At 39.5% G+C, this 14694-nt stretch carries 15 protein-coding genes; 5 read left to right on the top strand and 10 right to left on the bottom strand.

Features of this window, described 5'->3' with window-relative positions:
* Positions 1-108: 108 nt before the first annotated feature.
* On the bottom strand, positions 109-903 hold the full coding sequence (gene map, locus FTU03_RS11050) for a type I methionyl aminopeptidase (protein WP_179993006.1): 795 nt from the start codon (positions 901-903) through the stop codon (positions 109-111).
* A gap of 352 nt (positions 904-1255) precedes the next feature.
* Here map and brnQ point away from each other — a divergent pair, with 352 nt between their 5' ends.
* Positions 1256-2542 carry a branched-chain amino acid transport system II carrier protein gene (gene brnQ, locus FTU03_RS11045; RefSeq protein WP_159123164.1) on the top strand — a complete coding sequence of 429 codons (1287 nt, stop codon included), beginning with the start codon at positions 1256-1258 and terminating at the stop codon, positions 2540-2542.
* Between the two features lie 593 nt (positions 2543-3135).
* Positions 3136-3351 carry a hypothetical protein gene (locus FTU03_RS11040; RefSeq protein ID WP_004783783.1) on the top strand — a complete coding sequence of 72 codons (216 nt, stop codon included), beginning with the start codon at positions 3136-3138 and terminating at the stop codon, positions 3349-3351.
* Between the two features lie 107 nt (positions 3352-3458).
* On the opposite strand, the gene FTU03_RS11035 is transcribed toward FTU03_RS11040, so the two are convergent.
* A complete protein-coding gene (locus tag FTU03_RS11035; RefSeq protein WP_179993007.1) occupies positions 3459-3917 on the bottom strand; it encodes a hypothetical protein in 459 nt (152 codons plus the stop codon).
* Between the two features lie 116 nt (positions 3918-4033).
* Between FTU03_RS11035 and FTU03_RS11030 the strand changes: the two genes are divergently transcribed.
* Positions 4034-4900 carry an alpha/beta fold hydrolase gene (locus tag FTU03_RS11030; RefSeq protein WP_179993008.1) on the top strand — a complete coding sequence of 289 codons (867 nt, stop codon included), beginning with the start codon at positions 4034-4036 and terminating at the stop codon, positions 4898-4900.
* Between the two features lie 152 nt (positions 4901-5052).
* Here FTU03_RS11030 and gltS read toward each other — a convergent pair whose 3' ends face one another.
* From gltS to FTU03_RS10990, 8 genes are all read right to left on the bottom strand, one after another.
* Positions 5053-6276, bottom strand: coding sequence for a sodium/glutamate symporter (gene gltS, locus FTU03_RS11025; RefSeq protein WP_104484060.1), 1224 nt, complete (start codon positions 6274-6276; stop codon positions 5053-5055).
* A gap of 124 nt (positions 6277-6400) precedes the next feature.
* On the bottom strand, positions 6401-6595 hold the full coding sequence (locus FTU03_RS11020; protein WP_179993012.1) for a hypothetical protein: 195 nt from the start codon (positions 6593-6595) through the stop codon (positions 6401-6403).
* 114 nt (positions 6596-6709) lie between these two features.
* Positions 6710-7393 (bottom strand): hypothetical protein, encoded by a 684-nt coding sequence (locus tag FTU03_RS11015; protein WP_257218526.1) that lies wholly within the window; start codon positions 7391-7393, stop codon positions 6710-6712.
* A gap of 58 nt (positions 7394-7451) precedes the next feature.
* Positions 7452-8159 (bottom strand): hypothetical protein, encoded by a 708-nt coding sequence (locus FTU03_RS11010; RefSeq protein WP_179993009.1) that lies wholly within the window; start codon positions 8157-8159, stop codon positions 7452-7454.
* Positions 8160-8228: 69 nt separating this feature from the next.
* Positions 8229-10868, bottom strand: coding sequence for a bifunctional aconitate hydratase 2/2-methylisocitrate dehydratase (locus tag FTU03_RS11005; protein WP_004783803.1), 2640 nt, complete (start codon positions 10866-10868; stop codon positions 8229-8231).
* A 297-nt stretch (positions 10869-11165) separates the two neighbouring features.
* Positions 11166-11435, bottom strand: coding sequence for a hypothetical protein (locus tag FTU03_RS11000; protein ID WP_004783805.1), 270 nt, complete (start codon positions 11433-11435; stop codon positions 11166-11168).
* A 213-nt stretch (positions 11436-11648) separates the two neighbouring features.
* A complete protein-coding gene (locus tag FTU03_RS10995; RefSeq protein ID WP_004783806.1) occupies positions 11649-12008 on the bottom strand; it encodes a hypothetical protein in 360 nt (119 codons plus the stop codon).
* A gap of 112 nt (positions 12009-12120) precedes the next feature.
* The gene (locus FTU03_RS10990) at positions 12121-12567 is read right to left on the bottom strand and encodes an I78 family peptidase inhibitor (RefSeq protein WP_004783808.1); all 447 of its coding nucleotides are present in this window, start codon (positions 12565-12567) and stop codon (positions 12121-12123) included.
* A 454-nt stretch (positions 12568-13021) separates the two neighbouring features.
* Here FTU03_RS10990 and xseA point away from each other — a divergent pair, with 454 nt between their 5' ends.
* Together xseA and xseB are read left to right on the top strand one after the other, a co-directional pair.
* Positions 13022-14293 (top strand): exodeoxyribonuclease VII large subunit, encoded by a 1272-nt coding sequence (xseA, locus tag FTU03_RS10985; RefSeq protein WP_179993010.1) that lies wholly within the window; start codon positions 13022-13024, stop codon positions 14291-14293.
* Positions 14283-14477 (top strand): exodeoxyribonuclease VII small subunit, encoded by a 195-nt coding sequence (gene xseB, locus FTU03_RS10980; protein WP_005235956.1) that lies wholly within the window; start codon positions 14283-14285, stop codon positions 14475-14477. Before xseA ends, xseB begins: the two co-directional genes overlap by 11 nt.
* Positions 14478-14694 lie beyond the last annotated feature (217 nt).

Raw genomic sequence — 14694 nt, 5'->3', positions numbered from 1 at the left:
GGTTAAACCACTTCTTCATGTAGTATTTTGTAGGCTTTTGTCATTAATAACACGTATGCTGTAATTTATGTAAGCTACTGTATTTCAATGCATAACATGAAAAATAATTTAAATTTCCGGATACTCGCCAGTGCCTTCTGGCCATGGTGATAACAGCTCAAAACCTGTGTCGGTTACAACTACCATGTGTTCCCATTGAGCTGACCAGGATTTATCTGCAGTCACGACTGTCCAGCCGTCCTTCAGCTCTTTAACACGTGCTTTACCCATGTTGACCATAGGTTCAATGGTAAAGACCATACCGGGTACCAGTTTGATGCCCTGACCTGGTTGTCCGTAATGCAGAATGTTTGGCTGTTCGTGATAAATTTTACCAATCCCATGACCACAATATTCACGCACAATGGTGTAGCCTTCACGCTGTGCAACAGACTGGATTGCATAACCAATATCGCCTAGGGTTGCGCCCGGTTTAACGGCATGAATCCCGGCAACCATAGCTTCATAAGTGGTTTCGACCAGACGTTTGGCTTCAGGAGTTGGTGTACCGACATAATACATTCGACTGGTATCGCCAAAATAACCGTCTTTAATGATCGCAACGTCAATATTAATAATATCGCCATCTTGCAAGACCGTATTCGGAGATGGAATACCATGACAAACCACTTCATTCGGTGAAATACAGGTGGTTTTGGTATAACCATAATAGCCAATATTAGCTGGCGTCACTTTTAGTGTATTGACGATAAAATCATGACAGATGTCATCCAGATATTCAGTTGTGACACCCGGCTTGACATGCTCCCCGATCATTTCCAAAACCTGTGCAGCCAAACGCCCAGATATACGTAATTTTTCGATATCTTGTTCGGTTTTCAGAGTAATCGCTGGAGCTCGCATGGATCTATCCTCAAGGTGAATCGGGAAATTATAGTCCTTTTTCAGCCAAGATGCGCATTTGTTCGCTCTGCATGACAATTCTTAAAACTTGCTCTAGAGAATCTCAATGCTGCTTATTTATACAAACAATAAGCTTAAAATGATGAAATGGAGCCTAAATGATTTATTTATTTAAAAATAAATTATAATTTTTTTAACTGAATATCAAAGATATATTTCTACCAAGCTTTTAAAGTTCATATTATCCGATCATCAAGATCAGTAAAATCAAGGCTTTCGGCATTAAATTAAACTCCAAAAATCATCATATATACACTAAAATCGCTTTCTTTTATTTATTTGTTCTCCCTCTATGACAAGTCTCCGTACAAGAGATATTGTGGCCTTAGGTTTTATGACCTTTGCACTGTTTATTGGTGCAGGCAACATTATCTTTCCACCGATTGTGGCTCAACAAGCCGGTGAGCATGTATGGTTAGCTGCCCTAGGTTTCCTGATTACGGCAGTTGGCCTACCTGTCATCACCATCGTGGCATTGTCACGTGTTGAAGGTTCAATCCAGATCTTAAGTTCTCCTTTAGGTAAAGCTGCCAGTCTTTTATTGACTGTCGTGTGTTATCTGACGGTTGGGCCTTTGTTTGCGACACCACGTACTGCAACCGTTTCTTATGAAATCGGCTTCTCTTCATACTTTGGCAATGCACCTAGCAATCTGCTGATCTATAGTGTGATCTATTTCGCTGTAGTGACTCTGGTTTCCCTTTATCCAAATAAGATTCTGGATACAGTTGGATACTTCCTGTCTCCAGTAAAAATTATCGCATTGATTATTTTAGGCGGTGCTGCAGTATTGATTCCTGCCGGCAAACCACCTGCTGCAGTGGGTAACTATGTTACAAGTCCGGTCACTGAAGGCATCGTTAATGGTTATCTGACCATGGATACCTTAGGTGCATTGGTCTTTGGTATTGTGATTGTGCGTGCGATTACTTCTCGTGGCGTAACGGATCGCAAGCTGATTACCAAATATGCAGTCAATGCAGCGATTATTTCTGGTATCGGTTTGACGCTGGTGTATCTCAGCCTGTTTAAACTAGGCTTAGGTAGTCATGATGTTGCCCCTAATGCTGCGAATGGTGCGATTATTCTGCATGCCTATGTACAACATGCTTTTGGTGATATGGGTGCTTATTTCCTTGCCACCATGATCTTTGTTGCCTGCATGGTGACTGCGATTGGCTTAACCTGTGCATGTGCTGAATACTTCTCCTCTATTACCAAACTGCCTTATAAAGCCTTTGTCTTTGTACTGGTCGGCTTCTCGCTGGTGATTTCAAATCTTGGTTTGACCAAACTAATTGCCGTGTCTGTGCCTGTATTGAGCGCGATTTATCCGCCTGCGATTGCAGTGATCCTGCTAAGCTTCTGCGGTCATTTCTTTAAAAAGCCTGCTCAAGTTGTTGCACCGACTACACTGGTTGCATTTATTTTCGGTGTTTTTGATGGGCTTAAAGTTGCTGGTCTTGAATTACCTGAATTGCTACAGAACTTACCGCTTTCTGAACAAAATATGGCATGGCTGATTCCATCTCTTATTGTTCTTGTCATTGCCGCTGTGATTGACCGCATCAGAAATTAATCTTTCTAAGAGGTCATAAAAATCGTATTTTTACCCAAAATCCGGTTTTAGCGTGATCAATATCTGTCAGGTTTTACCCAAACCGGCATTTATTGTTTACACCCTAACCTTCTCATCATAGCCAAATTGTATTTTAGAAAGCTTTATAAACTTTTAATCAATTATTTTAATTAGCTTCTTTCTTACTTCCGTTTTCATTCTTTAGCAGAAGATCAATACAACTCTCTATTTTACTGTTTTTTAAACATATTGTTTCCTGATTAAACCAACTCACCTTCATCATCCTACATAGACTTACATTCTCTGGATTATCTCTACAAATTTTTGGCGTAGAATTTGCTTTTCTCTATGGTAGCAATGATTGGTCACTTGCACACTTCAGTCGAACTGCCCTCGCTGAAATGTTAACGGTGATGATTCAGATGCAATCATTGATTAGTGCAGTAATACGACTAAAGGAGGCCTTTTTTAACTGTTAAAGTTCACTTAAATAGTTGCAAAGGTTGAAATTAAGAAGTACAACTGTATATTCAATTCAGACTAAATCAATAAGATTTACTCTTCAATAATACAAATAAACGGGAGGGATGGAGATGTTATCAGTACATTTCAAAAAGCAAGTCTTCATTGACGCTCTTAAGGCAAATACCAATCTGGTGACTTTCTTGAGCACCACGGTTGCGCTTATGCTGACCTTGATTGTGCATTGTTTAATTCAAGGCAATTTAAAATTTGAGTACGTCGGTTATGCCTTGATTGTGTCGGCAGCCTTTTTCTTATGGGCTGTGATTGACCAGAAATACCGATAATTTATTAATAAATTTATACCCCAGTGGATGATCTGGCCAGTCATCCATCTGGCAGAAAAGAAATAAATTGAGCTTAAAGCTCAAAAATAAAATCAACTATTAAAAAATTAGAATAATCCGACCGCCGCCCCATAAAGAAGCACACTTGTTCCTCCTAATTCTGTAATAATTAAACCTAACATTGCCAAAGTCATAAGCACGCCCGGCAACTGAAATTTACCTAGTTGATGCGGTCGCTTAAACTGATTAGTGGTGTCTTTCAAAAACCCATGCAAGATATACGCACTAATCGAGAAACTGAAAAAGAGAACATTGATCAATACACAGATCAAATTAATCTGCGAAGATAGTGCTGAATAGTAAGCCAATACTGCCAGAATCAATGTCGCAGGGGCATAAAGCAGACTGCTGCGATGCGCAATATCCACATAATAATGCGCCCGTGAATTGACAGACTGGCGGATTTGCCAATACTTCCATACTCCGGTTAACATCCCCACCCATAAGAATATTCCACTAAAAATAATCGCGATCTTTACTGCCAGATCAAGTTCGATTCCCTGCATATTTTCATTCCGTTTTTATCATCGTACTGACTTTTTAGTCATTGTTTTAACAAGTTTCTTTGAAGAAGTCAGGTAAATTTAAGCATTCATTCTGATTCAAAAATATAGTGTAGCCCATGTCTGAATTCGAAACATTGACTCTAAAGTGCCAGGATGGCTATCAATTAAGTGCACGTTTTTATCCAGTCACTGAGACTGAAAGTAAGAAATCTCCCATATTAATCTGTCCTGCGACTGGCATTACCAAACAGTTTTATCATATTTTTAGCTGCTGGTTGCAAACTCAGGGTTATGCCGTAATGGTATTTGATTTTCGAGGTATTGGGGAATCTTTAAAAGGTTCGGTTAAGCAGTCTAAAGCCAGTATTGTGCAATGGGGACAACTGGACATTCCGGCTGCGATAGATGCGCTATTAGCTAAAACTCAGGCAGCAAAGGTCATCTTACTTGGTCATAGTGCTGGTGGACAGCTGCTGGGTATTGTCCCAAACTATGTCAAAGTGGAAAAAGTCGTGGCAATTGCCGGATCGACGGGTCATATTAAAGGTTTAAGGGGCCGCACCAAATTACTAGCGCCAGTGATGTTCAATATCATTTTCCCATTGGCACGTATCACTAAAGGCTATGGCCCAACCCAAGCGATTGGTATGGGTGAAAACCTGCCAAAAGATGTGGCACGTGAATGGGCAGAATTTTGTAGTAAACCAGGTTATATAATTAATGCGATTGGTAAAAAGATCGCACCAGCACATGACTATCATGCTCAGATCACCTGCCCGATCACATCAATCTGGGCGTCGGATGATGAAATCGCCACTCAAGCGAATGTCAAAGACTTGCTGCGCTTATATCCAAAAGCAGCCACAGAAATGATTGAGCTAAAGCCCCAAGAATATGGTCATAAAGGGATTGGCCATATGCTGATGTTCAAGAATTCACATCAAAACTTATGGCCAGTCATTGAGCAACAGTTATCTGCCTAAAGATGATTTAAATGGCTATTGATAGGTTAATGTGCTTTAATACGCTCAGTATGAGATGAGCCTCTTACAGTATGTGCCTCAGATGTGCATACGACTAGCCCCTAACCATGGGGCTTTTTCATGTCTATATGATTTTAAAGTTGTATTAAAATTTAACCGAAAAATGCAATGATGCTCTGAATCACCACAGCATTCACAATATCAATAAAAAATGCACCACACAGCGGTACGATCAAAAATGCTTTATGTGATGGACCATAACTATTGGTGACCGCCTGAATATTGGCAATCGCAGTCGGTGTTGCTCCCATACCAAAACCACAATGTCCTGCTACCAATACAGCGGCATCGTAATTTTTTCCCATGATTCTAAAGGTCACAATTGCGGTAAATAAAATCAGTACCGCTGTCTGCGCAAACAAAATGGTAATGAGCGGGCCTGCCAAATCGGCCAGTAACCAAAGTTGCAGTGACAGTAAAGCCATAGATAAATACAGAGACAATGACGCATTTCCGAATACATCAATAGCACGGTCGAAGATATCGACTTTTAGGACATGTTCCAGGAAGTTACGTACAATCACCCCTGTCCCTAAGGCCCAGACAAAGGTCGGCAGTTCAAACCATCTTCCCTGACTGATCTCTGTCATCTCATTCGCAACAAAAATACATAGCGCAAACATCCCCAAAGTCGACACTGCATTACTGGCTGTAATCAACCGGGTTTTCTTTGGATATTCGAAGGGTGCGGTGTTGATGCTAGTATCGAGTTGTTGCTCATTGGTCTCTTGCGCTACTGTCTCTGCCAATTGATTGCGTTTAATCAAGAATTTGGCAACCGGACCGCCCACAAGTCCACCAATAATCAAACCAAAAGTAGCGCTTGCCATTCCGAGGACAATTGCCCCCTGGATTCCATATTGAGTTTCCAGAACTTCACCCCAAGCACCGGCAGTACCATGACCCCCTGTTAAGGTAACAGAACCAACAATCAGACCAATCAATGGATCAAGCCCAAGTGCTGTAGCTAAGCTCATACCCACCGCATTTTGTACAACTACAAATAGAATGACACAGACCAGAAAGATCAGCAGTGATTTCCCGCCTTCTTTGAGCTTGGTAAAGTCTGCACTTAAACCAACAGAGGTAAAGAACATCAGCATCAAAATAGTTTGGATTTCTGAGTCAAATGTGGCACTGATATTAAAAAATTTATAGAGAATAAAAGCTGTAATCGCTGCGATCAGACCGCCGATTACGGGTTCGGGTAAGTTATAATTTCTAAAGAAGCCAATTTTACTAACCAGATACCGCCCAATGAAAAGAAAAAAAACTGCAATTACCAAGGTGCCAAAGGCATCGATTTCATAATTCATAATATTCCCTATTGGCTTTATTTTCATACAGTTTTAGGAAAATAGTATGAAAAATCAATTTTAGAAATGTTATGCAAGTTATTGTTTCTAGTAATTGTTTGATTTACAGCCTGAATAGAGACAATTAATGTGGTGGAATATCATAAACCCAGTTGCGTGCTTGCTGGTCAGTCGTAGTTTCACAAACATAATAATCATGATCCCAAGCATCTTGATGGAAGATTTCCTTTTTATGGTAAGTCACCTGTTTACCATTTTCGACGCAGACAAAGCTATCGCCTTGGTCTTTAACCTGAGTTCCATTGAGGAAACCACCAATGCAGAGGAATCGAGATTGTTTGGGCTTTTATGACAACTTTCAATAATTTTTAATATTTGAATTGCATGATATATTTAGTAAATGTGCAATTTGTAGAAGTTTTTAAATATATGCTTATCTGAAAAATGATATTGCTTTACATCCTTCATAAAACCACATTAGTACTACTAGCATATTATTAAATGTATCTTGATAAAACGCATATTGGAAAATCTCAGGATTATCTCCTTTTCTTTTAATATTCTTAAATTTATTAAAATAGTAATCCTCCATTTGACCTTGTTGTTCTATCCAATTCTTATCAGGGATTGGTGAAAATAAAGGAGTTGAGTGTACTGAACCCTTATACCTCTTTCCAAATTCATAATAATAAAGTCCTAGAGCACAACATCTTAAAACTTCTTTCAATCTATCCCTATCTACAGTTAATTCCAAAGCTTCAAAAATATCTTCTGACTCTGAATCTTTTATTTTTACTGCTCTAGCTGTCGATATTAATTTTTCTTTTAGTTTAGATATTCGATCCTTTCTACTCCAAGAACGCATTACCTTACTTTCAAAATTTAAAAGTCCATATTTACCTGTTTGAATTGTCATTGATAAAACATTCAACAGATATTCATCATCACCTGACTTCTTACAATTATGATTCACACATGAAGGTACTTTGATCAGTCCTTTTCTTAAATCTAAACTAATATCTTTTAAGTCTTTTTTTTCTGGAAATAAGCATTTTGGTGGCACGTGTTCTTTTGTTGTCGCCAAATTATCACACATATAGCAAGATTGATTATTCATATAAAAAAGCGTTCATAAGTCAGCCCTAATCATACTTCTTATTTAAATTATCTTTCAATTAAACAGTTAATTCTAAATCAATTTTTAGAGAAACTTTTTTCTGTATATCTTCTACAATCGCATTTGGTGCCACAGTAAACAATAACATTTCTAACAAATAAGGCTTACCACCTTGTTCATAGATTTCTTTAGAAAGCATTTTTATCAACTCACAATATTCATTATAAGCATTTTTATGACTACGGTATTTAGGGCTCTTTCCTGTCAGACGAAATATTGTTTGCATATCATATTTCATCAACTCACTATTTCGACTTTGTGGCTGACTAAACAGCTCCCACTCAGATGCATAATTAAATAGTAGCCAATTGAGTGAATAAATCACTCTTGAATCATAAATAACGTATTCACTGGGTTGAATGAAAGAAGCAACTTTAGAAAAAGATGAAATACGATCAAAAGATACTTTAGTAAGCGATTTTTCCTCAAGATCCTTTAAAAATTTCAAAATTTTGGCATCGTTCAGTTCATTACGTTTGAAAGAAGAAATCCCGCCCCACTCTTGAATTATCCAATAATAACCAGGTAAACAGTCACCTTTATTCAAGGCTTTATTGAAATGTTCTTTGAGATAAACATTTCTATCGAAGTTTGAGGATAAATAATCTGGAATTTGTATCGGGCAATTTTTGGGAATATCCCAATGATAATTTTTTATATCGTGTTGTGCTGATAATTCTTTTAAAATCGAAATAAGTTTGTACATCTTATAAATACTAAATAAAAAAATAAGGGCTGATAAATCAGCCCTTATTCTAAACTACTTTTTGATCAATTAAGCTAATTGAGCAGCAGCAATTTTCTTGGTATCGATGTCTTTAGCAGCATCTGTATACTCGCTCATCTTGTCGAAGTTCAAGTATTGGTAGATGTCAGCAGACATACTGTCGATTTGAGCAGCGTACTGTTGGTATTCTTCTGGAGAAGGTAATTTACCTAATACAGCAGCAACAGAAGCAAGCTCAGCAGATGCTAGGTAAACGTTAGCACCTTGACCTAGACGGTTCGGGAAGTTACGAGTAGATGTAGACACACAAGTAGTGTTTGGAGCTACACGTGCTTGGTTACCCATACATAATGAACAGCCTGGCATTTCAGTACGAGCGCCAGCTTTACCATAAGTATTGTAGAAACCTTCTTCCATCAATTGGTGTTCGTCCATACGAGTTGGTGGAGCCAACCATAGACGAGTAGATAAAGAACCACCAGGTACTTTGTCTAGAAGTTTACCAGCTGCACGGAAGTGACCGATGTTAGTCATACAAGAACCGATGAATACTTCATCAATTTTCACGCCTTGAACGTCAGAAAGAAGTTTCGCATCATCTGGGTCGTTCGGGCAGCAAAGAACTGGTTCTGTGATTGTAGAAAGGTCGATTTCATACACTTTAGTGTATTCAGCATCAGCATCAGCTTTAAGAAGTGATGGGTTAGCCAACCATTTTTCCATGTTCTCAACACGGCGCGCCATAGTACGAGCATCGCCATAGCCTTGTGAAATCATCCACTTCAGCATAGTGATGTTAGAACGTAGGTATTCAGCAACTTTCTCTTCAGAAAGAGTGATCGCACAACCAGCAGCAGAACGTTCAGCAGAAGCATCAGAAAGTTCGAATGCTTGCTCAACAGTCAGGTCAGTTTCCATTTCTGTCAGGTCAATCTCAAGGATACGGCCAGAGAAGATGTTTTTCTTACCTTTCTTCTCTACAGTCAGGTCACCTTCTTGGATCGCTACGTAAGGAATTGCATGAACTAGGTCACGTAGAGTGATACCAGGTTGCATTTTACCTTTGAACTTCACAAGAACAGATTCTGGCATATCAAGTGGCATAACACCAGTTGCTGCAGCGAATGCTACAAGACCAGAACCCGCTGGGAATGAGATACCGATTGGGAAACGAGTATGTGAGTCACCGCCAGTACCAACGGTATCTGGAAGAAGCATACGGTTTAACCAAGAGTGGATAATACCGTCACCTGGACGTAGAGAAACACCGCCACGGTTCATGATGAAATCAGGAAGCGTGTGTTGCATTTGAACGTCAACTGGTTTTGGATACGCAGCTGTGTGACAGAAAGATTGCATTACCAAGTCAGCAGAGAAGCCTAGGCAAGCCAAGTCTTTTAATTCGTCACGAGTCATCGGACCAGTAGTATCTTGAGAACCAACAGTAGTCATACGTGGTTCACAGTAAGTACCTGGACGGATACCTTGACCTTCAGGAAGACCACAAGCGCGACCAACCATCTTCTGAGCAAGGGTGAAGCCTTTGCCAGTGTCAGCAGGTTGTACTGGAGTACGGAACAGAGTTGAAGGCTCAAGACCAAGCTCTTCACGTGCTTTAGTTGTCAAACCACGACCGATGATCAGGTTAATACGACCACCCGCACGAACTTCGTCTAAAAGTACTGGAGTTTTAAGGTCAGCTTCAGCGATTTGAGCGCCGTCTTTGAACGCAGTTACTTTAGCAGCAGCCTTGTCGATTTTAAGAGTGATTTCATCACCCATGTTCATGTTTGCTACGTCGATTTCAACTGGTAACGCACCAGCGTCTTCCATAGTGTTGAAGAAAATCGGAGCAATTTTAGAACCTAAGCAATAACCGCCTTCTTTCTTGTTAGGAATGTGAGCGATTTCGTCACCGAAGAACCAAAGTACAGAGTTAGTTGCAGATTTACGAGAAGAACCTGTACCAACAACGTCACCTACGTAAGCAACTTTGTTGCCTTTCGCGATGAGATCTTTAATTTGGTTTAATGGACCAACTTCACCAGGAACTTCTGGGTTGATGCCATCACGTTCGTTTTTCAGCATTGCATTTGCGTGCAATGGAATGTCTGGACGGCTCCAAGCGTCTTGTGCTGGAGACAAGTCATCAGTATTCGTTTCGCCAGTTACTTTGAAAACTGTCAGTTTGATTTCTTCTGGAACGTCTGCACGGTTTGTGAACCATTCAGCGTCAGCCCATGATTGAAGAACAGCTTTTGCATTTGCATTACCTGCACGTGCTTTATCAGCTACGTCATGGAACGCATCAAATACAAGAAGCGTTTTTTTCAAAGCTTCAGCAGCAAGACCACCAAGCTCTGCGTCTTCTAGAAGTTCAACTAAAGGAGCAACGTTATAACCACCAAGCATAGTGCCCAGTAAGTAAACCGCACGTTCTTTAGAAACTAGTGGAGAAGTCGCTTCGCCTTTTGCCAATGCAGCTAAGAACGCAGCTTTTACGTATGCAGCTTGGTCAACACCCGCTGGAACACGGTTTTCAAGCAAGTCAACTAAGTATGCTTCTTCACCAGCTGGGGGATTTTTTAATAATTCAACTAATGCAGCAGTTTGAGCATCATCAAGTGGCTTCGGTGGGACTCCGAGTGCGGCACGTTCTTCAACGTGTTGGCGGTAAGCTTCTAGCACGGTGTTATTCCTCTTTTTTAAAAAATTACCTGTGAATTCCTGCTTTATAAAAGCTTCACAAATAATATGGACTCTAAAATTTTACTAAAATTCCAGTTAAAAGTTAATGCAAGTACAGTGTTTCTTTGTGATGCTCATTATTTTATAACTAAATGATGCTTATAAAGATCATTCAATAATCAAATCATCATCGCCTTGCATAATTTAAGTACAGATATGGCAACTTTTAACCAAATTTGACGCATAAAAAAGGCAACATCGATGTTGCCTGATTTACTTAGAAAAAGATACTCCACCTTAGTGGACTGTCGTCGAGTTCAAATATTGCTGAAAAGCGTCCCGACAACCCTCAAATTTTAATTCGCATTGATCTTCATAAGTCTGACTATGGTTGTTGCTGGCAAAGGAAATCTCGACCAGACAGCGTTTTTTGTCCTGCTCCAAGATCTGCTTAATCACGACCTTGTCTCCTACACTCAGGACATAGCGTCCGCCACCGATAATCGCCAATCCTTTTTCATCTTCTAACAGCAGATCTGAGTGATATAAATACTTCACGACGTCCATATTATTGTTCTCCTCAAGGCTTTGGAGTTAAATTCATTATTCAATATAAAGATAAGCATTTCTATATTTTAGATTTAGCAATTGTCACAAATTATATTTAATATTGCTTAGGCTATTTTTATTATTAGAAGAATTTTCTTATATCTATAAACCACTATTTATTTTGAATGATGATTTCTTAGTTTGTTTTATTTAAATATAAAAAACCGTTCCTTAGAACGGTTTGTAATCTGGCATTTTATCATGCGGTGTGGCGATACATTTTTCGGTAAATTCAGCGCGGACTTTCTCACGGGCTGCATCTACATCGGTCTTAATTTCCTGTTCCGGAAGTGCATAGACTTCATCGATAATATTCAGGATAAAACCGCGAGTAATGTCGTCATCAATCTTGTTGGCATGCTCAACAGCCTTTTCTTTCTCGATCGCATTCTGACGATCCAGCATAATGGTCCGTGCAGCATTCCCCACACTACGACAATAGCCATGCCACTGCTCTTCAGGGGTTAAAGGTTTTTTCTCTGCACAGCCGACCAGAGCAACCATCAGCGATAAAGCAAATAACTTTTTCATGAATTTCTCCTTCCGAGAGGCACTATAAGAGATCAGCACAGATTTGTCATTTAAAATGAAATTTCTACCTATTCTTATTGATACTGCCTGCTCGAAAGTAGCATTTCATATCTTAACCACAGCTGGCCTGAACTACTTTCTTAGTGGCTGGATCTACAGTGACCGTCACGCGCTCTTCACGATAATCCATAGTGACAGGCTGGCCAGGTGCAACCATGCGTACCATTTGAGCTTTGGTTTTTTCTTTGATTTGCGCTTCAGTTAAATTCGATTGACCCACCAGTGCAGCTGCCTGATCAGCGATACATTTAGGCTGGTTTGCTCGGAAATATTCCCATTCTTCGACCACTTGCCCATTTTTTATATGACAATAGCCCACTTGCCCATTAGTTTCATTACGGATTTCCAGCTTTCCACCCTGATTGATACAATAGGCACTCGCTGGATTGGCTGTTCCTAATGACGCAGAGTTTGAATCAGGCGACTGGGTTGTACTACAACCAGCAAGGAGGATGGATGCAAATAATCCGGACAAACCAGATAAAATTATTTTTTTCATGAGCGGTATTCTTCTAAAGGAATTCGCCTTTAATGTAGCATATTCCATTTATAGCGTCAGATCTGAAAAGGCTTGAGTGTTTGTAATTCTGTAAAAAGCGGCAGGATCATTTTTTAATATCATTAGGTTTAACCCCATTTAAGTTCTCACTATTTCCTATGATTTATATCAATCAATAATTAGCTTTTAAAAGTAATCTCTTTCTTAAACTAACTAAAATTTAGATTCAGTTAAATATTGGAATGGCTTCAAGATGACAATGTCATTACATTATTATACAAAGTGTTTATTACCTTTCATCAACCAAGGATTACTCTAATATTTTGTTTTTAGACTATTAAGCTAATTCTTGCCTCAGTTTTTTATCCTAGTCTTCTTTATGCGCTGAGCTTAGTGTTTGTACTAGCAATCATATTGATTTAATATTTGATTGAATTTTAAACTTTATCTCGGCATGCAAGACGATCTCCAGCTTTCCTTAAAAGAATACCTTTCTACGGTTCAGGAAGTAGTTAAAATCACTTTCGATACACCGGTGTGGGTCAAAGCTGAGATTCGAAATTTAAATATCAAAGCTGGCCATTACTATCTGGAACTGGCAGAAAAAGATCCTGACAATGATCAGGTCATTGCCAGTTGCCGGGCCACCATCTGGAAATTTGCTGCACAGAAAATTGTGACGCAATTTGAACGTGAAAGTGGTATTGAGCTAAGCCGGGACCTTAAGGTTTTAATCAAAGTCAAAGCCAGCTTTGATCCGCAATATGGGTTTTCCCTAAATATTGTAGAGATTGATTCTGGATATACCTTGGGAGATATAGCCCGACGTTATCAGCAGATTGTAGAAAGACTGACAACCGAAGGTCTGATTAATCGCAATAAAAATCTGCCTACACCTTTTGACCTAAACCGGATTCTGGTGATTGCTCCAGAAAAGGCTACAGGTCTGGGCGATTTCAAGAAAGATGCTGATGCTTTACAAAAAGCTCAGGTATGCGAATTTATCTATCACAGTGCGACCTTTCAGGGAAATACGGCAGCGCAAAGCATCATGCAAAGCTTGGCACAAGCTTTAAAGCAGTGGGCACAAACTTATCATAACGCGCCTGACCTGATCGTAATCATTCGTGGCGGTGGTGCAGTCAATGATCTAGCTTATTTAAATGACTATGCATTGGCTGCCCTGCTCTGCAAACGTTCAGTTCCCGTCTGGGTTGGTATTGGTCATGAAAAAGACAGGACGATTCTGGATGAAATTGCTCATCGTTCTTTCGACACACCAAGTAAAGTGATTGCTGGAATTCGCAATCATGTCGTCGAGCTGACGCAAGAAGTTATAAATAACCTGCAAAGTATCCAGAGACTTTCTCAACAGCAAATTCAAGCTTATCAAAGCCAGAATGAGCAATATCTAAAGCTAATCCAAAATTTGGCCAATCACCAGATTATGAATGCCTTGCAACGTTTAGAGCAGCTCAAGTCCAACACCTCTAACCTTGCCCAGCAACAGACCCAACTGATTAACCAGCAGCTAGATGCCCTGATGCGGGAAACACTGCTGCAAAATCCCAAACATGTTTTGTCCAAAGGCTATGCCATTGTGCGCCAGCAAGAACATGTGGTTCGTTCAATCCATCAAATTGATGTCCAACAACCCGTTCAGGTTGAATTACACGATGGCCTATTTTCAGCACAACTTACGCAGGTAACTCCCCATGAGTCATGATACTTTGAGCTTTCAGGAAGGCTATGACATCTTGAAAAAGAATGCTGAATTACTTGAATCTCAGCAAGAACCAGATATTGATAATCTGATGAAAATCGTTGAAGAGTCTATGCAGGCGTATAAAGCCTGTAAATCTCGAGTGGAAGCTGTTCAGAATGCACTAAACGAGACCTTTAAGGATTAATTTTATTAAATACCTTAAATCAGTATAGCCTGATGATTTAAATGCTTAGGCTATTTTTAAATCTCTTGCCTATAAAAAAGCCCTCATTTAGAGTAATGCCAGTCAGTTAAGCAAATATTAGTAAAATGTAGTAAAAATGAGTGTATGTAAATACGCTCATTTTTTTATGACTTTATCTGAAAATTTAGATTGCACCCTTCAACATTCTTTACCTTCA

This window comes from Acinetobacter sp. YH12046 (assembly GCF_013419905.1).
Lineage (GTDB): Bacteria > Pseudomonadota > Gammaproteobacteria > Pseudomonadales > Moraxellaceae > Acinetobacter.
Note: the sequence above shows the minus strand (reverse complement) of the source record. Positions and strands in the feature narration are given on the sequence as shown.

Bases quoted from the DNA above. Each gene is read 5' to 3' on its own strand.
- map (WP_179993006.1), bottom strand. From the start codon at position 903: ATGCGAGCTCCAGCGATTACTCTGAAAACCGAACAAGATATCGAAAAA.
- brnQ (WP_159123164.1), top strand. From the start codon at position 1,256: ATGACAAGTCTCCGTACAAGAGATATTGTGGCCTTAGGTTTTATGACC.
- FTU03_RS11040 (WP_004783783.1), top strand. From the start codon at position 3,136: ATGTTATCAGTACATTTCAAAAAGCAAGTCTTCATTGACGCTCTTAAG.
- FTU03_RS11035 (WP_179993007.1), bottom strand. From the start codon at position 3,917: ATGCAGGGAATCGAACTTGATCTGGCAGTAAAGATCGCGATTATTTTT.
- FTU03_RS11030 (WP_179993008.1), top strand. From the start codon at position 4,034: ATGTCTGAATTCGAAACATTGACTCTAAAGTGCCAGGATGGCTATCAA.
- gltS (WP_104484060.1), bottom strand. From the start codon at position 6,276: ATGAATTATGAAATCGATGCCTTTGGCACCTTGGTAATTGCAGTTTTT.
- FTU03_RS11015 (WP_257218526.1), bottom strand. From the start codon at position 7,393: ATGAATAATCAATCTTGCTATATGTGTGATAATTTGGCGACAACAAAA.
- FTU03_RS11010 (WP_179993009.1), bottom strand. From the start codon at position 8,159: ATGTACAAACTTATTTCGATTTTAAAAGAATTATCAGCACAACACGAT.
- FTU03_RS11000 (WP_004783805.1), bottom strand. From the start codon at position 11,435: ATGGACGTCGTGAAGTATTTATATCACTCAGATCTGCTGTTAGAAGAT.
- FTU03_RS10995 (WP_004783806.1), bottom strand. From the start codon at position 12,008: ATGAAAAAGTTATTTGCTTTATCGCTGATGGTTGCTCTGGTCGGCTGT.
- FTU03_RS10990 (WP_004783808.1), bottom strand. From the start codon at position 12,567: ATGAAAAAAATAATTTTATCTGGTTTGTCCGGATTATTTGCATCCATC.
- xseA (WP_179993010.1), top strand. From the start codon at position 13,022: ATGCAAGACGATCTCCAGCTTTCCTTAAAAGAATACCTTTCTACGGTT.
- xseB (WP_005235956.1), top strand. From the start codon at position 14,283: ATGAGTCATGATACTTTGAGCTTTCAGGAAGGCTATGACATCTTGAAA.